At 66.2% G+C, this 17,028-nt stretch carries 17 protein-coding genes and 1 pseudogene; 6 read left to right on the top strand and 12 right to left on the bottom strand.

Annotated elements, in window-relative coordinates:
• Positions 1-28: 28 nt before the first annotated feature.
• Positions 29-1,639 (bottom strand): glutamine-hydrolyzing GMP synthase, encoded by a 1,611-nt coding sequence (gene guaA / locus H162_RS0119070; protein WP_020655091.1) that lies wholly within the window; start codon positions 1,637-1,639, stop codon positions 29-31.
• A gap of 138 nt (positions 1,640-1,777) precedes the next feature.
• Positions 1,778-3,238 carry an IMP dehydrogenase gene (gene guaB / locus H162_RS0119065; RefSeq protein ID WP_020655090.1) on the bottom strand — a complete coding sequence of 487 codons (1,461 nt, stop codon included), beginning with the start codon at positions 3,236-3,238 and terminating at the stop codon, positions 1,778-1,780.
• Positions 3,239-3,388: 150 nt separating this feature from the next.
• Between guaB and H162_RS0119060 the strand changes: the two genes are divergently transcribed.
• Positions 3,389-3,910 (top strand): DUF4124 domain-containing protein, encoded by a 522-nt coding sequence (locus H162_RS0119060; RefSeq protein WP_020655089.1) that lies wholly within the window; start codon positions 3,389-3,391, stop codon positions 3,908-3,910.
• Here the strand turns inward: H162_RS0119060 and H162_RS31285 are convergent.
• Together H162_RS31285 and H162_RS0119050 are read right to left on the bottom strand one after the other, a co-directional pair.
• On the bottom strand, positions 3,907-4,221 hold the full coding sequence (locus H162_RS31285) for an RnfH family protein (RefSeq protein WP_020655088.1): 315 nt from the start codon (positions 4,219-4,221) through the stop codon (positions 3,907-3,909). The two genes, H162_RS0119060 and H162_RS31285, sit on opposite strands and share 4 nt — an antisense overlap.
• On the bottom strand, positions 4,214-4,645 hold the full coding sequence (locus H162_RS0119050; protein WP_026354834.1) for a type II toxin-antitoxin system RatA family toxin: 432 nt from the start codon (positions 4,643-4,645) through the stop codon (positions 4,214-4,216). Before H162_RS0119050 ends, H162_RS31285 begins: the two co-directional genes overlap by 8 nt.
• A gap of 98 nt (positions 4,646-4,743) precedes the next feature.
• On the opposite strand from H162_RS0119050, the gene smpB reads away from it, so the two are divergent.
• Complete coding sequence (smpB, locus tag H162_RS0119045) at positions 4,744-5,193, top strand: SsrA-binding protein SmpB (protein WP_020655086.1); 450 nt, start codon at positions 4,744-4,746, stop codon at positions 5,191-5,193.
• Here smpB and H162_RS0119040 read toward each other — a convergent pair whose 3' ends face one another.
• The 3 genes from H162_RS0119040 to lepB form a co-directional block, all read right to left on the bottom strand.
• Positions 5,194-5,427 (bottom strand): ATP-binding cassette domain-containing protein, encoded by a 234-nt coding sequence (locus H162_RS0119040; RefSeq protein ID WP_020655085.1) that lies wholly within the window; start codon positions 5,425-5,427, stop codon positions 5,194-5,196.
• 2 nt (positions 5,428-5,429) lie between these two features.
• Positions 5,430-6,623: a multidrug effflux MFS transporter gene (locus tag H162_RS0119035; RefSeq protein WP_026354833.1), complete on the bottom strand. Its 1,194-nt coding sequence runs from the start codon at positions 6,621-6,623 to the stop codon at positions 5,430-5,432.
• Between the two features lie 85 nt (positions 6,624-6,708).
• Entirely contained in the window at positions 6,709-7,395 is a 687-nt protein-coding gene (gene lepB / locus H162_RS0119030; protein WP_020655083.1) for a signal peptidase I, read from the bottom strand.
• A 153-nt stretch (positions 7,396-7,548) separates the two neighbouring features.
• Between lepB and ppk1 the strand changes: the two genes are divergently transcribed.
• Together ppk1 and H162_RS0119020 are read left to right on the top strand one after the other, a co-directional pair.
• A complete protein-coding gene (ppk1, locus tag H162_RS0119025; RefSeq protein WP_020655082.1) occupies positions 7,549-9,696 on the top strand; it encodes a polyphosphate kinase 1 in 2,148 nt (715 codons plus the stop codon).
• Positions 9,668-10,126, top strand: a complete 459-nt coding sequence (locus H162_RS0119020) for a SixA phosphatase family protein (RefSeq protein WP_020655081.1) — start codon at positions 9,668-9,670, stop codon at positions 10,124-10,126. The genes ppk1 and H162_RS0119020 overlap by 29 nt, the downstream gene beginning before the upstream one ends.
• A 43-nt stretch (positions 10,127-10,169) precedes the next feature.
• Here H162_RS0119020 and H162_RS0119015 read toward each other — a convergent pair whose 3' ends face one another.
• From H162_RS0119015 to H162_RS31280, 3 genes are all read right to left on the bottom strand, one after another.
• Positions 10,170-11,618, bottom strand: a complete 1,449-nt coding sequence (locus tag H162_RS0119015; protein WP_020655080.1) for a Ppx/GppA phosphatase family protein — start codon at positions 11,616-11,618, stop codon at positions 10,170-10,172.
• Positions 11,619-11,758: 140 nt separating this feature from the next.
• Positions 11,759-11,938: a hypothetical protein gene (locus tag H162_RS0119010; RefSeq protein ID WP_020655079.1), complete on the bottom strand. Its 180-nt coding sequence runs from the start codon at positions 11,936-11,938 to the stop codon at positions 11,759-11,761.
• On the bottom strand, positions 11,935-13,101 hold the full coding sequence (locus tag H162_RS31280; protein WP_020655078.1) for a PepSY-associated TM helix domain-containing protein: 1,167 nt from the start codon (positions 13,099-13,101) through the stop codon (positions 11,935-11,937). Before H162_RS31280 ends, H162_RS0119010 begins: the two co-directional genes overlap by 4 nt.
• Before the next feature lie 107 nt (positions 13,102-13,208).
• Here H162_RS31280 and H162_RS0119000 point away from each other — a divergent pair, with 107 nt between their 5' ends.
• On the top strand, positions 13,209-15,380 hold the full coding sequence (locus H162_RS0119000; RefSeq protein WP_020655077.1) for a TonB-dependent receptor: 2,172 nt from the start codon (positions 13,209-13,211) through the stop codon (positions 15,378-15,380).
• Between the two features lie 221 nt (positions 15,381-15,601).
• Positions 15,602-16,021, top strand: a complete 420-nt coding sequence (locus H162_RS0118995) for a hypothetical protein (RefSeq protein WP_020655076.1) — start codon at positions 15,602-15,604, stop codon at positions 16,019-16,021.
• Positions 16,022-16,124: 103 nt separating this feature from the next.
• Here H162_RS0118995 and H162_RS31275 read toward each other — a convergent pair.
• Together H162_RS31275 and H162_RS34165 are read right to left on the bottom strand one after the other, a co-directional pair.
• Positions 16,125-16,517 (bottom strand): annotated as a pseudogene (locus tag H162_RS31275) (SPFH domain-containing protein); the annotation flags it as partial.
• 353 nt (positions 16,518-16,870) lie between these two features.
• The coding region (locus tag H162_RS34165; protein ID WP_020655074.1) for a transposase at positions 16,871-17,028 on the bottom strand (158 nt) is incomplete at its 5' end.

Below are 17,028 nucleotides of genomic sequence, written 5' to 3'. Positions count from 1 at the left end.
ATCAAAATAAGATTTCCTTAAGGAAATATTACTCCCACTCGATCGTCGCCGGCGGCTTACCCGAAATGTCATACACCACCCGGTTAATCCCCCGCACCTCATTAATGATCCGGTTCGACACCTTGCCCAGCAGGCTATGCGGCAGATGCGCCCACTGCGCCGTCATGAAGTCCAGGGTCTGCACCGCACGCAGCGCCACCACGTACTCATAAGTCCGCCCATCGCCCATCACCCCCACCGACTTCACCGGCAGGAACACGGCAAACGCCTGGCTGGTCGCTTCATACCAATTCACCGGCGCCTTGCCCGCATCGATGCCCGGCACGTGCGGTACCTCGAACGGCGTCTTGCGCAGTTCTTCGATGAAGATCGCATCCGCCTCGCGCAGCAGGTCGGCGAATTCCTTCTTCACCTCGCCCAGGATACGCACGCCCAGGCCCGGACCCGGGAACGGGTGACGGTAGACCATGTCATGCGGCAGCCCCAGCGCGATGCCCAGCTTGCGCACTTCATCCTTGAACAGCTCGCGCAGCGGCTCGAGCAGCTTCAGGTTCAGGGTTTCCGGCAGGCCGCCCACGTTGTGGTGGCTCTTGATGGTCTGGCCCTTCTTGCCCTTGCCGGCCGATTCGATCACGTCCGGATAGATGGTGCCCTGCGCCAGCCACCTGGCGCTGGTCAGCTGCTTGGCCTGTTCCTGGAACACTTCGACGAACTCGCGGCCGATGATCTTGCGCTTCTGCTCAGGATCGCTCACGCCGGCCAAATGACCCATGAACTGATCCTCGGCATCGATGCGCAGCACTTTCACGCCCAGGTTCTTCGCGAACATGTCCATGACCATCTTGCCCTCGTCCTTGCGCAGCAGGCCGTGGTCGACGAACACGCAGGTCAGCTGGTCGCCGATGGCGCGGTGGATCAGCGCGGCGGCCACGCTCGAATCGACGCCGCCCGACAGGCCCAGGATCACTTCATCGGTGCCGACCTGCTCGCGGATCTTGGCGACGGCTTCGCCGATGTAGTCGGGCATGTTCCAGTCCGACTTGCAGCCGCAGATCTCGTGCACGAAACGGCCGATGATGGCTTCGCCCTGCGTGGTGTGGGTCACTTCCGGGTGGAACTGCAGGGCGTAGAAGCGGCGCTCTTCGTCGGCCATGGCCGCGATCGGGCAGCTTTCCGTCGAACCCATCAGCTTGAAGCCTTCCGGCATGTCCAGCACCTTGTCGCCGTGGCTCATCCAGACCTTCAGCATGCCGTGGCCTTCGTCGGTGACGAAGTCGTTGATGCCGTTCAGCAGGGCCGTATGGCCGCGGGCGCGCACTTCGGCGTAGCCGAACTCGCGCACCTTGCCGTTCTCGACCTTGCCGCCCAGCTGGGCCGCCATGGTCTGCATGCCGTAGCAGATGCCCAGCACCGGCACGCCGGCTTCGAACGCAGCCTGCGGCGCGCGCGGCGAATCGCCCTCGAGCGTCGAGTTGTGGCTGCCCGACAGGATGATGCCCGACGCGCCATAGTTGCGAACGAACTCGTCGCTGACGTCGTACGGGAAGACTTCGGAGAACACGCCGGCGTCGCGCACGCGGCGCGCGATCAGCTGGGTAACCTGGGAACCGAAGTCGAGAATGAGGATTTTAGAATGCATGGAGTGCGGTAATGTGAAATGAATTCGGGGCGGGGGCGCGACGCGCGGTCAACACAGCGCCAATGTCACGCGTGGGCAGCGCGGCTGCCCACCCTGCCAATACGAAAAAAGCGGCGCAACCGCGCCGCCTTGGTCCGGTTACTCGGAACGGTAGTTCGGAGCTTCCTTGGTGATCTGCACATCGTGCACGTGCGATTCGCGCATGCCCGCCGAGGTGATCTCGACGAACTCGGCCTTCGAGCGCAGCTCGTCGATGGTGGCGCAGCCGCAGTAGCCCATCGACTGGCGCACGCCGCCGATCATCTGGAAGATGATCGCCAGCACGCTGCCCTTGTAGGCGACGCGGCCTTCGATGCCTTCCGGTACGAACTTGTCGGCCTTGGCCGAGGCTTCCTGGAAGTAGCGGTCGGCCGAACCGTCGGCCATCGCGCCCAGGCTGCCCATGCCGCGGTAGGACTTGTAGCTGCGGCCCTGGTACAGGATCACTTCGCCCGGCGCTTCCTCGGTGCCGGCGAACATGCTGCCCATCATGACGGTGTGCGCGCCCGCAGCCAGCGCCTTCGAGATGTCGCCCGAGAAGCGGATGCCGCCGTCGGCGATGCACGGCACGCCGGTGCCTTCGAGCGCTTCGGACACGTTCGAGATCGCGGTGATCTGCGGCACGCCCACGCCGGCGACGATACGGGTGGTGCAGATCGAGCCCGGGCCGATGCCGACCTTGACCGCGTCGGCGCCGGCTTCGACCAGCGCGCGCGCTGCCGCGGCGGTGGCGATGTTGCCGCCGATGACGTCAACGTGCGGGTAGCGTTCCTTGATCCATTTCACGCGGTCCAGGATGCCCTGCGAGTGGCCGTGGGCGGTGTCGACCACCAGCACGTCCACGCCGGCCGCGACCAGCAGTTCGATGCGTTCCTCGTCGCGCTCGCCGACGCCGGTGGCCGCGCCGACCAGCAGCTTGCCCTGCGAATCCTTCGATGCCAGCGGGTGCTCGTGCGACTTCTGGATGTCCTTCACGGTGATCAGGCCGCGCAGCTCGAAATCGTCGTTGACGACCAGCACGCGCTCCAGGCGGTGCTTGTTCATCAGGCGCTTGGCTTCAGCCGTGTCCGCTTCCTCCGTCACGGTCACCAGCTTCTCGCGCGGCGTCATCTTGGCGCGCGCCTCCGCTTCCAGGTCCTCTTCGAAACGCAGGTCGCGGTTGGTGATGATGCCCACCACCTGCTTGCCCTCCACCACCGGGAAACCGCTGATGCCGTGCTGTTGCGACAGAGCCAGCACTTCGCGGATCTTCATCGTCGGCGGGACCGTGATCGGGTCGCGCAGCACGCCGGCTTCGAAACGCTTCACACGCGCCACCTCGCGGGCCTGGTCGGCCGGACGCAGGTTCTTGTGGATGATGCCGATGCCGCCCTCCTGCGCCATCGCGATCGCCAGGCGCGATTCGGTGACGGTATCCATTGCAGCGGACAGCAGCGGAATGTTCAGCGTGATATTCCGGGTCAGCTTGGTGCGCAGGGAGGTTTGGGCCGGGAGAACGTTGGAGTAGGCCGGGACGAGCAGCACGTCATCGAAGGTGAGTGCTTTTTGGAGGAGACGCATAGTATTTCCTATAGGCGCAAAAGTGAATTATACAGAAACTCTAAAATTTCGTCGCCAGCCAGCCTGAATTTTTTGCGGCTGAGTAAGTTTTAGAATTGACATCCGCCTGCGGCCATGGCGAAATCGGGTAGTTCACTCAGGAAATAATTCATGCACCCGCTCCCTCTTCTTCGCCTTCTCGGCGCGACCGCCCTGCTGTGCGCCACCACCCTGGCCCACGCCCAGTACGTCTGGATCGACGCCGGCGGCAGCCGGCAATATTCCGACCGCCCGCCTCCGCCCGGCACGCCGGCGCACAAGATCCTGAAGTCGCCCGGACGCCAGGTGCCGCCGCTGCTGCCGGCCGCGCAGGGCGAAGCGCCGGCGGCTGGCGCCCCCGCCGCCGGTACGCCGGCCGAACCCAGGCGCCCGGCCGGCGTGGCCGAACAGGAGACCGCCTACCGCGAGCGGGTCAAGCAGCGTGCGGAACAGGAGCGCAAGGAAGCCGAAGAGACGCAGCGCAAGCGCGACCTGGCCCAGGGCTGCGCAGCGGCGCGCGAAGCCCACGCGAGCCTGGGCTCCGGAATGCGCATCGCGCGCGTCGATGCCAGGGGCGAGCGCGGCTATGTGTCGGAAGAGGAAAAGGCCGCGCGCGCCCTCGAGGCGCAGCGCGCGCTGCAGGCCTGCCGCTAGGTGCTGGCGCGCGGCGCGGCGCCGGCCGCTTCCTTCTTGGCGGCGCGCTTGCGGCGCGAATCCTTGGGATCGGCCACCAGCGGACGGTAGATCTCGATGCGGTCGCGCTCGCGCAGCACCGTGTCGAGGTCTTTTTTCTTGGCGTAGATGCCCACCGGCTGGGTGGTCAGGTTGATGTCCGGGAAGGCTTCCAGCACCCCGCTCTGCTCGATGGCCTCGCCGATGGTGGTGCCCGCCGCGACCTGCATCGGCCGCAGCCATTCGCGCTCCGGCAAGGCATAGCAGACATAGACCTGGACCAGCTCAGTCATAGATCGCCTCGGCGCGCTTGCAGAAGGAGTCGACCATGCTGTTGGCGATCATGCCGAACACCGGGCCGATGATCTGTTCCAGGATGATGCTGGAGAACTCGTAGTGCAAATCGAAGTCGATCTTGCAGGCGTCGGCGCGCAGCGGCTTGAAGGTCCAGGTGCCCTCCAGCATCTTGAACGGACCGTCGACCAGGTGCATCTTCATCTGGGTCGGCCGCATGTTATGGTTGGAGGTGGTGAAGCTCTGCTTCACGCCGTGGAAATTAATTTGCAGGCTGGCCACCAGTTTGTCATCCGTGCGTTCGAGCACTTTCACTCCCCCACACCAGGGCAGGAACTTCGGATAATCTTCGACCTTGGCCACGAGGTCGAACATCTGCTCGGCGCTGTAACCGAGGAAAACTGATTTGTGTACTACTGCCATTGGTCAACCGTTTGTTATGATGTTGGTCAAGTTGCATGTGGCGCCTCGAGCGGCGCGATAAGCAGTAGTTTAACCGACACGCGAATTTTCGCTATTTCATGAGTATCGCTGACAATAAAAAAGCATTTTTCGACTACTTCATCGAGGACCGCTACGAAGCCGGGCTGGTGCTGGAAGGTTGGGAAGTCAAGGCCATCCGCGACGGCCGGGTGCAGATCAAGGAAGCCTATGTGCTTGTCCGCAATGGCGAACTGTACCTGTTTGGCGCGCATGTGAGCGCACTGACCACGACCTCGACCTTCAGTCACCCCGAAGCCCTGCGCACCCGCAAGCTGCTGCTGCACCGCGCCGAGATCGACAAGCTGGTCGGCAAGGTGGAGCGCTCCGGCTACACCCTCGTCCCGCTCAACCTGCACTTCAAGAAGGGCCGTGTGAAATGCGAGATCGGCCTGGCCAAGGGCAAGAAGCAGCACGACAAGCGCTCCACCGAGAAGGACCGCGACGCCAAGCGCGAAGTCGCGGCCGCGATGAAGCAGCACCGCCGCTGATCACACCGCGAGCGGCGCCGGCGCGCGATGCGCCGCCGGCGCCGACAGGTCGAGCACCCGGGCGCCGCTGGCCGCGACCAGTGCCGCATCGTGGGTCGAGAACGGGAACAGCCTGCGTCCCGGCTCGCGCCGGATCACGTCCAGCAGAATGGTCCTGGCATCGGCATCGACGCCGTTCATCGCTTCGTCCATCGGCAGCACGCGCGCTTCTTCCATCAGCCCGCTGGCCAGCATGGTCAGGCCGCCTGCGACCGCACCGCCGCGGCGCTGCGGATACTGAGGCGCCAGCAGGCGAAGCTCAGCGCCAGTCCCGCCGCCACGCCGATCGCCAGCTTCAGGGCGCTGCCGAACAGCAGCGGCGCGACCAGGCCCGACACCAGGGCGAAGGACATCATCTGGATGAAGCCGACCATCGACGAGGCCAGGCCGCGGTTGTCCGGGAACAGGCCCATGGCGCGGAGCTGGATCGCCGGCATGGCGACCGCCAGGCCGAAGGTGTAGACGAACAGCGGCGCCACCGCCCACGGCACGGCGGCCGGGAACAGCGCGTTGTAGCCCACGTTCAGGACGGCGGCCAGCGCCATCACGGCATAGCCGATCCACATCATGCGCGCAGGCGGAAGCTTCGAGGCGCGCTTGCCGCCCCAGGCCGAGCCGATCACCATGCCGCCGATCAGGGGGATGAACATCCAGGCGAAGGCGGTTTCCGGCAGGCCGAGGATCTCCATGACGAAGTTGGCGGCCGAACCGATGTACAGCGAGAGGCCGCCGAAGGCCATGCCCACCGCCAGCGACAGCAGCACGAACTGCGGATGGCGCAGCACCATCAGGTAGTTGCGGCCGATCGTCACCGGGTGGAAGACCTGGCGCTTCTCGCGCGGCAGGCTTTCCGGCAGCAGGCGCAGGCACAGCACGATCATCGCCGCGCCGAACAGCGCCAGGAACACGAAGGTCGAACGCCAGCCGAAGGTGACGTGCAGCCAGCCGCCCAGCACCGGCGCGATGGCCGGCGCCAGGCCGAACACCATCATGATGTGCGACATCATCTTCTGCGCCTGGGCGCCGGCGAAGCGGTCCTGCACGATCGCCTGCCCGATCACCGAGCCCGCGCCGGCCGACAGGCCCTGCAGCGCGCGGCAGGCCAGCAGCCAGCCGAAGGTCGGCGCGTAGGCCGCGCCCACCGAGGCCAGCGTGTACACCGCCAGCGCGACCAGGATCACGGGACGGCGTCCGAAGGAGTCGGACAGCGTCCCGTAGAACAGCATCATGAAGGCAAAGCAGAACAGGAACAGGCTCAGGGTCTGCTGCACCGCCACCGACCCGACGCCGAACTCGACCCCGATGGCCGGCATCGACGGGAGGTAGGTATCGATCGCCAGGGCCCCGATCATGCCGAGGCAGGCGAGCATCACGGTTAACAGTTTTTGCATATGCAGTGCTTTCCAAACAAGACCGACACTGCGACACGCAGGCATCCGGGGGACGCGATTTTACTTTATTTCACAGCGCACAATCTCACGGATTGTTGGCGGCCAGGGCGCGCAGCGACTTGCCGAAGCGGTCCGGGCGCGGCATCCAGTTGCCCTGGTAGTCGGCCGACACCAGGATGCGCTCGGCGCGGCCGATCAGTTTTTCGCGCGGCACCAGGCCGATGAAGCGCGAGTCGCCACTGTCGTCGCGGTTATCGCCCAGCATCAGGAACTGGTCGGCCGGAATGCGCACCGGACCGAAGCTGCGCAGCGCCGCCTTCTGCGGCAGCACCTGGATACGCTGGCGCGTGCCGGCGACGGTCTCGTCCATCCGGATCGCGTCCATCTGGCGGCCGCGCACCGCTTCCCGGGTGATCTCGGCGACCTCGTAGCGGGCCTCGGCGCCGTTCACGACCAGGCGGTCGTCGCGCATCTCGATCACGTCGCCCGGCACCGCCAGGATGCGCTTGATCAGGCGTGTTCCGTCGGTCGGCGAGCTGAAGGTCACGACGTCGCCGCGGCCCGGCTCGCCCAGGCGCGCCACGACCACATCGGTCAATGGTATCTTGAGGTCGAAGGCCAGCCGGTTGACGAACACCACGTCGCCCTCCAGCAGGTTGGGCCGCATCGAGGCCGAGGGGATCGGATTCCAGTCGGCCACCGCGGTGCGGAAGACGCCGAACAGGAACATGAACATCAAGAAACCCTTGTTCGCGCGGATGAAGTTTTTCACGGCCTGGCCCTCGTGTGGTGAATGGATGAGATCCTTATACGCCGGCTTCCTTTAACGATGCTTAAACGTTAAGGCACTCGGCGTTACACTCATGTCACGATGTTGTCATTTTCACCTATTAGACTGGCTGCGCGACCACTACGATGCAGACCCATGGATATGAAAAAAGCCAACGAGGCCGAGCTGAAAGCCCCCACGGATGGAGGCGCCTACCTGAATCGGGAACTGTCGCTGCTCGAATTCAACCGCCGCGTGCTGGCGCAGGCCGAAGACCCGTCGCTGCCCCTGCTCGAGCGCCTGCGCTTCCTGAGCATCGTGTGCAGCAACCTCGACGAATTCTTCGAGGTGCGCGTGGCCAGCCTGCTGGCCCAGCACCAGATGGACAGCGCCCATGGCAGCATCCCTGACGGCCTGGCCGCCACCCTCGAACGGGCGAGCGCCGAGTGCCGGCACCTGATCGCGCGCCAGTACCGGCTGTTCAACGACGAGATCTCGCCCAAGCTGTCGGAGCACGGCATCCACCTGCTGCGCCGCAGCGACCGCAACGCGGCGCAGCGCGCCTGGGTCAAGCAGTTCTTCGACCGCGAGGTGCGCCCGCTGCTCACCCCGATCGGCCTCGACCCGGCCCACCCCTTCCCGCGCGTGATCAACAAGAGCCTGAACTTCATCATCGAACTGGCCGGCAAGGACGCCTTCGGGCGCGGCACCGGCATCGCGATCATGAAGGCGCCGCGCGTGCTGCCGCGCGTGATCCGCCTGCCGGACGAACTCTCGGACAAGAAAGGCGCGTCCTACTGCCTGCTGTCCTCCGTCATCCAGGCCCACATGTCCGACCTGTTCACCGGACGCGAAGTGGTGTCCTACTCCCAGTTCCGCGTCACCCGCAACAGCGACCTGTGGGTGGACGAGGAAGAGGTCAAGAACCTGCGCCAGGCGCTGCAGAGCGAACTACACAGCCGCAACTACGGCTTCGCGGTGCGCCTCGAAGTCGCCCACGCCTGTCCGCAGCACCTGTCCGACTTCCTGCTCGACCAGTTCAACATCGACCGCAGCCGCCTGTTCGCGGTCGACGGCCCGGTCAACCTGGGGCGCCTGCTCGAAGTCGTCAACAGCAACAACCAGCCCGAACTCAAGTTTCCTCCCTTCGCGCCGGGCTTCCCGCCCAAGCTCGCCGGTCCCGACATCTTCGGCACCCTGCGCCGCCAGGACGTGCTGCTGCACCACCCGTTCGAATCCTTCCAGCCGGTGATCGACTTCATCCAGTGCGCCTCGCTCGATCCGGCCGTGGCCGCGATCAAGCAGACCATCTACCGCGCCGGGTCGAACTCGGAGCTGGTCGACGCCCTGATCGGCGCCGCGCGGCGCGGCAAGGAAGTGACGGTGATCGTCGAGCTGATGGCGCGCTTCGACGAAGAGGCCAACATCAACTGGGCCGAGAAGCTGGAGCAGGCCGGGGCCCAGGTCGTGTACGGCGTGGTCGGCCTGAAGACCCACGCCAAGATGGCGCTGGTGCTGCGCCGCGAGCAGAACGGCCTGCGCCGCTACGCCCACCTCGGCACCGGCAACTACAACCCGACCACGGCCAAGCACTACACCGACTTCGGCCTGCTCACCGCCGACCCCGACCTGACGGCCGACGTCAACGAAGTGTTCATCCACCTCACCAGCATGACCCGCCCGAAGCAGCTGACCAGCATGTGGCTGGCGCCGTTCTCGCTGCACAAGGAACTGGTGCGCGCGATCCGCGCCGAGGCCGACCTGGCGCGCCAGGGCAAGCCGGGACGCATCATCGGGAAGATGAATTCCCTGACCGACGAATCGGTCATCAAGGCGCTGTACGAGGCGTCCCAGGCAGGCGTGAAGATCGACCTGATCGTGCGCGGCGCCTGCTCGCTGCGTCCGGGCGTGCCGAACATGTCGGAGAACATCAAGGTGCGCTCGATCGTCGGCCGCTTCCTCGAGCACACCCGGGTGTTCTACTTCCGCAACAACCTGAAGCACGACATCTACCTGAGCAGCGCCGACTGGATGAACCGCAACCTGTTCCGCCGGATCGAGGTGGCGTTCCCGATCAGGTCCCCGGCGCTCAAGCGCCGCGTGATGCGCGAAGGCCTGCATCCCTACCTGAAGGACAACGTCAACGCCTGGGAACTCGCCAGCGACGGCCAGTACCGGCGCAGAAAGCCGCGCAACGGCCAGAACGTGGTCAGCGCCCAACAAATACTGATGGACATGCTGGGCGCCGCGAGCGCCCCGTCCAAGGAGAACACGCATGGAACTGATCCTGTGGCGCCACGCTGAGGCGGAACCGGGCGAGCCCGACATCGAGCGCGCGCTGACGTCCAAGGGAAAGCGCCACGCCGCCCGCATGGGCGCGTGGCTCGACCGCACCTTGCCGCGCGACTGCCGGATCCTGACCAGCCCGGCGAAACGCTGCGTCCAGACGGTGCAGGCGCTCGGGCGCCGCTACGAGCTGCGCGAGGAACTGGGCACCGGCTCGAACGCCGAAGCCATCATCCAGGCCTGCGGCTGGCCGGGCCAGCGCCGCCCGGTGCTGGTGGTCGGGCACCAGCCCTTGCTGGGAGAGGTGGCGTCGTCGGTGCTTTGCGGCCGCAAGCAGGACTGGCGCATCCGCAAGGCGGGGGTGTTCTGGATCGAGCACAAGGAGAGCGACGGGATGCCTTACGTCCGCCTGGTGGTGGGGCCGGATTTGATCGGGAAGCTGCGGTAGGGTGGACGGCTTTGCCGTCCACCCTGCTTGATCCCTAGGCGCCCTAGCGCACCTGGAACGGCAAGCCGATCTCGTTCCAGAACCCCTCTTCCTTCTCGAACCACGGCGCCAGGGTCGGATGGCGGGCCAGCAGGTCGCCCGGCAGTTCGATATCGACCCGTCCCTTGATGCGCAGCCTGATCCCCGCCAGGTCGTCATCGGCGCGCGCATGCATGAACACCACGGCCAGGCGCAGCGCCAGCACCGCCTTGGCCAGGTCCATGTCGCCCAGCTCCTCGCGGATCTTGCGCAGGTTGCCCTTCTGTCCCAGCACCAGGGTGCTCATCAGCCGCTGCTCGCGGGTGGTGAAGCCCGCCAGGTCGGCATGCTCGACGAGGTAGGCCCCATGCTTGTGGGCGCCGCTCATCGACACCGCCAGCCCGACCTCGTGCAGCATGCTGCTCCAGGCCAGGTAATGGTGGTGATTGTCGCCCTGCGGCTGCAGCTTTTCGTACAGGCTGGAAGCGATGGCGCAGGTGCGCATCGCGCGCCTGGCGTCGGCGCCGAAGCGCTGGATGAAGGCGCGGATCGCGAAGTCGCGGCGGTCGCGCTGGCTGGCGCGCAGCTCGAGGTCGGACAGCACCCCCAGGCGCAGCCCGGCATTGATGGTGGCAAGGCGCGGAATGCCCAGCTCCTGCATCACGCCGATCAGGACCGTCAGGCCGCCCACCATCACCGGCACCCGCTCGCGCTTCACGCCCGGCAGGCTGAACGCGTCCACGTGCCCCAGTTCGAGCAAGATGTCGCGCAGCGCATACAGGCTGGCCTGCGACACGGCGCCGTCGCCGATCATGTTGCGCGTGATGACTTCATTGATCGCGCGCATCGTGCCGGACGAGCCATAGGCCGCGTCCCAGCCCTGCTCCTTGTACAGCGCGGCGGCGTCCTCGAAGCGGGCGCGCGCGGCGGTGACGGCGGCGTCGAAGCGGTGCGGCAGGATGCGGCCGTCGGCGAAATAGGCCGCGTTCTGCGGATGGGTGCCGATGCCGAAGGATTCGACCAGGTTGATCTCGGGACCGACGCCGGCGATCACCTCGGTCGAGCCGCCGCCGATGTCGACCACCAGGCGGCGTTCGCCGGGACGGTCGATGGCGCGCGAGACGCCCATGTAGATCAGGCGCCCCTCTTCCTCGCCCGAGATGATCTCGATCGGATAGCCGATCGCCTTCTCGGCCAGCGGCAGCAGCACGCCGGCGTTGCGCGCCACGCGCATGGTGTTGGTGGCGACCACGCGCACGGCGTCGAGCGGGTATTCGTCGAGGATCTTGCGGAAGTCTTCGAGGCAGCGGATGGCGGTGCGCATCGACGCCTCGCTCAGCACATTGTCCTCGTCCAGGCCGGCGGCCAGGCGGATCGGGTCGCGCGCGGTGCGCACGATGTGCATGCGCCCGCCGGCCGGCTCGCCGATGTGCAGGCGAAAACTGTTCGATCCGAGGTCCACTGCTGCGTACATGTCGTTCTTTCGATGGAGGTGGTCGATACGCGGACGCAACGAACATGCCCCGCGGCCCCGAGTATACAGGGCGCGGGGCGGTCGGCCAAACACGCTTGCGGGAGACTGCCGCCGCCTCGAACGGCGCGGCGCGGAACGGCTCAGCGGGGCGGCTGGCGGCGCAGGCCGTACCAGCCGCCGACAAGCACCGGAATGCCGAGGGTGACGGCGGACACGGCGTCCCAGATGCCGTCGCCCAGCAGGGCGGAAATCAGGCCGATGGTGGTGAGGACGGCCAGCAGCAGCGGCGCGCCCCAGATCTGCATGGTGGTACGGGTCATGAAGCCTCCTGCTTGCGCGCCAGCGCGGGGATGTCGTGGGATTCGGCGGCGTGGTCGCCGGCTCTTGCCCTGGCCTTCCTGCCGCGCTTGACCCACAGGTACAGGCCGGTGACCAGGATGACGATGGTCGCGAGGTCGAGCATCGCCCACAGGAATTTCATCCACTGGCCGCCATAGTCGCCGAAGTGCAGCGGCTGCGACACCAGCAGCGCGGTCAGGTACCACGGCAGGTCGCGGCTGTCGGTGATCTGGCCGGTTTCGGCGTCGATCAGCACCGGCTTGTATAGGCGCGAGCTGAACGCCTCGTCGCCGCGCATGAAGATGCCGTAGTGGTGGGCGCTGGTGAAGGGCGTGCCGGGGAAGGCCACGAAGCCGACCTTCATGCCCGGCTCGGCCGCCTCGGCGCGCAGGATCGCCTCGTGCATCGACGCCATCCGGGTCGGCGGCGCACTGCCCTCGTAGGGCTTGAGCATCTCGGCGATCTCGGTCATCTGCCAGTACTTGAGCAGCACGTCGGCCCAGGTGTTGATCATGCCGGTGGCGCCGACGACCAGCGCCCAGACCAGGGTGACGATGCCCAGCACGTTGTGGATGTCGAGCCACTTCAGGCGCGCGCTGCGCTCATGGCGCACGGTGCCGAAATCGAGCTTGCGCATGAAGGGCGAATACAGCACCGCGCCGCTGACGATGGCGACGATCAGCAGCAGGCCCATGAGGCCGAGGAACAGCTTGCCGGGCAGGCCGGCGAACATGTCCACATGCAGCCGCAGCATGGTCGACATGAAGACGCCGCCCTCGAAGGCCGGTTCCGCGATGACCCTGGCGGTGCGCGCGTCGACCGCGATCGGCTTGTAGTTCTCGTCGTTCGGGTGGTCGCCCAGGGTGACGTTCCAGATCTCGGGCACGTCCATCTCCTGCGAGATGTACATCGGATTCTTGGTCGGATACAGCGCCTTCGCCGATGCGATGACCTGGTCGATATTACCGCGTGGCATTTCGGTCGCGAGGACCGGCGGCTCGACCTCGGTGCCGAGCAGGTGCCCGATTTCATGGTGGTAGATCAGCGGCAGGCCGGTCAGGCACAGCAGCAGCATGAAGACGGTGCAGACCAGGCTGCTCCACTTGTGGATCCAGCTCCAGCGGCGCAGGGAAACGGGCGACATGGGTAGTGGGTAGAGTAAATTTATTGAATAATAATCGTTCTCATTTACAGAAGCAAGCCTAGCGACTAGAATGACAATCATTCTCGTTCAGAAGAAGAGCAACAAGCATGAAAACGCAACACTACCCCCGTACTCCGCTGGCCATCGCCGCCGCCCTCCTCGTCTCGACCACCGCCCTGGCCCAGGAAGGCGCGGTCGAGCCGATCGCGACCGTGGTCATCAGCGCCTCCGCCGACGCCTCGGCGCAAGGCCTGCCGTCCGCCTATGCCGGCGGCCAGGTCGCGCGCGGCGGCCGTCTCGGCCTGCTCGGCAACGTCGACATCATGGACACCCCGTTCAACGCCACCAACTACACGCATGCCCTGATCCAGGACCAGCAGGCGCGCAGCGTGGCCGACGTGGTGCAGAACGATCCCTCGGTGCGCGTGGCGCGCGGGTTCGGCAACTACCAGGAGCTGTACGTGATCCGCGGCTTTGCCGTGAACTCGGACGACCTCGCGTACAACGGCCTGTATGGGCTGCTGCCGCGCCAGTTCGTGGCTTCCGAGCTGCTGGAGCGGGTCGAAGTGCTGCGCGGCGCCAACAGCTTCGTGAACGGCGCCGCGCCCGGCGGCGGCGGCATCGGCGGCGCCATCAACCTGCTGCCCAAGCGCGCCCCGAACGCGCCGCTGAACCAGGTGACGGTGGGCGTCGAGACCGGCGGCCAGGGCTACCTGGCGGCCGACGTCGGCCGCCGCTTCGGCGAGGAAGGCCGCGGCGGCATCCGCGTCAACGCGGTGCGCCGCGACGGCGACACCGCCGTGGACCGCGAAGGCCGCGAACTGAGCGTGTACTCGGTCGGGCTGGATTACCGCGGCCGCGGCTACCGCCTGTCGGCCGACCTCGGCCACCAGGACCACCAACTGAGCGCGGCGCGTCCCAGCGTGACCCTGGGCGCGGGCGTGCCGATGATCGCCGCGCCCGACAGCGACAGCAACTTCGCCCAGCCCTGGACCGTGTCCGAGGAGCGCGACACCTTCGGCACCCTGCGCGGCGAGATCGACCTGGCGGGCGGCGCGGTGGCCTGGGCGGCGCTCGGCGCGCGCAAGGGCGACGAATTCAACATCCTGTCGGCGCCGACCGTGCTTGCCGCCGACGGCAGCGGCATCATGACGCGCTTCGACAACGCCCGCGAAGACAAGGTGCGCACCGGCGAAGTCGGCGTGCGCGGCGAACTGCGCACCGGCGCGGTCAAGCACACCCTCAGCGCGACCGCCTCGAGCTTCCACTCGGAGTCGAAGAACGCCTACGCGATGAGCAACTTCGCCGGCTTCGCGGCCAACGTCTACCGCCCGGTCGACGTGGCGGCCCCGCCGGCCAGCTTCTTCACCGGCGGCGACATGCGCAACCCCCTCCTGACCAGCAAGACCATCCTGTCGAGCTATGCGATCGCCGACACCCTGTCGTTCGCCGACGACAGGCTGCTGCTCACGGTCGGCGTGCGCCACCAGAAGATCAAGGACTTCGGCTACGACTACACCACCGGCGCCGGGAACTCGGCCTACGAGGAAAGCGAGAACACCCCGCTGGCGGGCATCGTCTACAAGCCGCTGAAGAACGTCTCGGTCTATGCGAACTACAGCGAAGCGCTGCAGCGCGGCCCGGTCGCGTCGGGCGTCGACATCGTCAACGTGGGCGAAGTGTTCGCGCCCTTCGTCTCGCGCCAGCGCGAGATCGGCGTGAAGTTCGACAGCGGCAAGCTGGGCATGACGGCCGCCCTGTTCACCACCTCGCAGCCGACCGCCTTCGTGCAGAACCGCCGCTTCGGCGTGTTCGGCGAGCAGCGCAACCGCGGCCTGGAGCTGTCGGTGTTCGGCACCCCGGCGCGCGGCCTGCGCCTGCTGGGCGGCCTGACCCTGCTCGACGCCGAGCAGCGCCGCACCGCCGGTGGCCTCAACGAGGGCAAGGATGCGATCGGCGTCCCCGACACCCAGTTGAACCTGGGCGCCGAATGGGACGTGCCGGGCGTGCAGGGCCTGTCGCTGAACGCGCGCACCCTGTACACCTCGGGCCAGTATGCCGATGCGGCCAACACCCAGAAGCTGCCGTCGTGGACGCGCCTGGACATCGGCGCCAACTACACCACGCGCATCATGGACCGCGACGTGACGCTGCGCGCGCGCATCGACAACGTCACCGACCGGAACTACTGGGCCTCGGCGGGCGGCTATCCGGGCGCCGGCTACCTGGTGCTGGGCGCTCCGCGCAGCATCGTGGTGTCGGGGTCGGTCGACTTCTAGGTATCCTCGTTCGCGTGGACGGATCCGTCCACGCAGCCCATGGAACCGGAGAGCCCCGGGCTCTTCGGCCATGCGCCCGATGTCTGTTCTTCCCGGCGATGAATCGACCCTTGCACCTTGGGATTTCCGGCCTAAGCTGATTATTGCGAAGCCATCCCGGCCGCGCCGCGCCGCGCCCAAGATCTGCGGTGCGCTGGCAATTCTCGATAATTCCGGAGGGAATGATGACTCATCGCCTGATCTTCAGATGCGCGGCGTTCGTCGGACTGGTATTCGGTGTCATGCTGATGTTCACGCCGGACGCATTGCTGGCCGCATACGGCGGCGCCGAAAGCCTGAACCACGTCGGCCGTTACATGGCCATGCTGTTTGGCGCGGCAGTCACCGGTTTCGCCGTCATGAACTGGGCCGCCAGCAGCGCCCCCGATATCGTTGAGATCCACTACGTCCTGATCGGCAACCTGGTCACCTTTACGCTCGGTTTCGTGATCGCGCTCTACCGCCAGCTGATGGGCGACTCGGTGCCGGATACCGCCTGGTTCAACGTCGCCATCAACCTGGCCTTTGCGGGGCTGTTCTTCTACCTGTACATGTCCAGCCCGGCCGGATACCGGCTCCATTCGACGTCCAGACACGCATAAGGACAGGGCCGCCGCACCAGGCCTGCGCCCTCGTTCGCGGCGAGCTGGCGCGCCGTCTCGCCGCCGATGCCGTCCGAAGCCCCGGTGATGGCGACCACGCGCCTCATCGCTGCGCCTTCACGATCTGCAGGGCGCTGGCGATCACGCTGCTCATGTCGCCCATGTTGGCCGGGACGATCAGCGAGTTGTTGGTCTTGGCCAGCTTCGAGAAGGCGTCGACATAATGCTCGGCCACGCGCAGGCTGACCGCGTCCATGCCGCCCGGCTCGCGGATCGCCGCGCCCACCTGGCGCAGCGCCGAGGCGCTCGCTTCGGCCAGCGCCACGATCGCGTTGGCCTCGCCCTGGGCGCGGTTGATGGCCGCCTGGCGCTCGCCTTCGGAACGGGCGATCGCGGCTTCGCGCTCGCCGCTGGCGATGTTGATCTGTTCCTGGCGCCGTCCTTCGGACGCCGCGATCAGGGCGCGCTTCTCGCGCTCGGCCGTGATCTGGCGCTGAAATCCCCCCTGCATCCGCTGTACTAATTCTGTCCACTATCCGTTCAAGTGTACGCAACAGCACGCCCCTGGATTCGATGACTGACCTTGGTGTTCCGAACCGTTCCGGCGATAATATCTACTCAAGAGACCCTTGTTTCTAGAGTACAACGGCTTACTTGCTCGACCGCGTCGTCCGGAGTACCGCGACGGCATGTGTTCCGTAGCTAGGGAAGCGCTGAATAAATAAGGTTTCCTTCGCGCCGGTGCGACAAACCGGTGCCGGCAGAGACGAGCGCCGAAATCAGCTATTTTTTGCGTCTATTCGACGCTGCCGAGCAGGTTTCGGCGTGTCGCGGCACGCGTTTCCCCATTCAGGACGGAGTTCGGGCGCGAGCGCTCCCAAAGGTACGGCCGGCAAGCACCAGATTGGCAAAGGCAAACAAGGTGAACAGCTGTGCAGTGTTCTTCGCCAGCCCGCGGTACCGTGTCTTCCGATGACGGAACAGGTTCTTCAGCACGTGGAACGGAT

The organism is Massilia niastensis DSM 21313 (assembly GCF_000382345.1).
GTDB lineage: Bacteria > Pseudomonadota > Gammaproteobacteria > Burkholderiales > Burkholderiaceae_D > Telluria > Telluria niastensis.
This window is presented reverse-complemented; position numbering and strand designations above follow the sequence as displayed.